At 75.6% G+C, this 1,225-nt stretch carries 1 protein-coding gene; it reads right to left on the bottom strand.

What is annotated here, in order from left to right; all coding sequences use genetic code 11:
* Positions 1–141 precede the first annotated feature (141 nt).
* Positions 142–1,017 (bottom strand): TIGR03619 family F420-dependent LLM class oxidoreductase, encoded by an 876-nt coding sequence (locus AB0O00_RS40290; protein ID WP_363659627.1) that lies wholly within the window; start codon positions 1,015–1,017, stop codon positions 142–144.
* Between the last annotated feature and the right edge of the window lie 208 nt (positions 1,018–1,225).

The following is a 1,225-nucleotide window of genomic DNA, read 5'->3' on the forward strand; positions in this document are numbered from 1 at the left end:
GCCGCGGCGCGAGAGCTTCCCGGCCGCGCCCCTTCCCGGCGACGGCCGGTAGCACCGCCGCGCACACCAACCCCGCCCCGCACGGGTTGGGTCCGGGGCGCGGCTCACGCCTGGGCGGCGTGCGGCAGCGTGCGGCGCGGGTCAGACGGCCCGGGCGAGCCCGGCGTGGTCGTGGACGTAGCCGTGGAGCTCGGCGACGGTCAGACCGAACCTCGGGTAGATCACCAGCCGGTCCACCCCGGCCTCCCGGTACCGGTCGAACTCCGCCTTGCCGAGGGGGCCCTGGGGCGGGGTGACGGTGATCTCGAGCGGGCCCAGTTCCGCGGGGCGGCCGTGGCGTTCGGCGGTGCGCCGCAGGGCCTCCTTGTGTTCGCGGACCTCCTGCGGCGTCAGTGCCCAGCCGTACCAGCCGTGAGCGGAGGTGACGGCGCGGCGCAGGGCCGCGGGGGTGTTGCCGCCGGCCACCACGGGCAGGGCGCGCTGGACGGGCCGCGGGTGCGCGTCGATGCCGTCGAAGCGCACGTAGCGTCCCTCGAAGGAGGGGCTCTGGGCGTGCCACAGGGCGCGCATCGCGGCGAGGTGCTCCTCGCCCCGGGCGGCCCGGTCCTCGAAGCCGATGCCGAGGACCTCCGTCTCCTTGGGGATGTAGCCCATGCCGAAGCCCAGGATCGCCCGCCCGCCGGACAGCACGTCCAGCGAGGCGAACTGCTTGGCCAGGACGACCGGGTGACGGGTGGGCAGCAGCAGGATGCCGGTGGCCAGGCGCAGCCGGGTGGTGACGCCGGCCAGGAACGACAGCGTCACGACGGGGTCCACCAGTGGCATGCGCGGGTCCCACGGGCTGTCCGGCGTGGGCGGGTCGGGCAGCACCGGGTGCTCCCCGGCCCACACCGACTCGTAGCCGAGCTCCTCCAGGAGCAGGGCCAGGGGCAGGAGTTCGCCTGGGCCGACCGTCGGGCGCATGTTGACGGCGAACAGCCCGACCTTGGGCGCGGCGCCCCCTTGGGTGAACAGCATCGTGTCGACTTCCTTTCCGGGATCGCGGAGAGTGGTCGTGCAAGGACCGGTTGTGCGCAGAGCGGTTGTGGGAGAGCGGTCGTGCGGGGGGACGGCACAGCGCGGTGCCCGCCCCGGGTCGGATCGGCCGACACCGGAGCGGGTACCGCGCGGGCGGGAGGCGGACGGTCAGCCGGCGGCCACCGCGCCCTGCGCGGCGGCCTTGGGC

The organism is Kitasatospora sp. NPDC093558 (assembly GCF_040683475.1).
Classification (GTDB): domain Bacteria; phylum Actinomycetota; class Actinomycetes; order Streptomycetales; family Streptomycetaceae; genus Kitasatospora.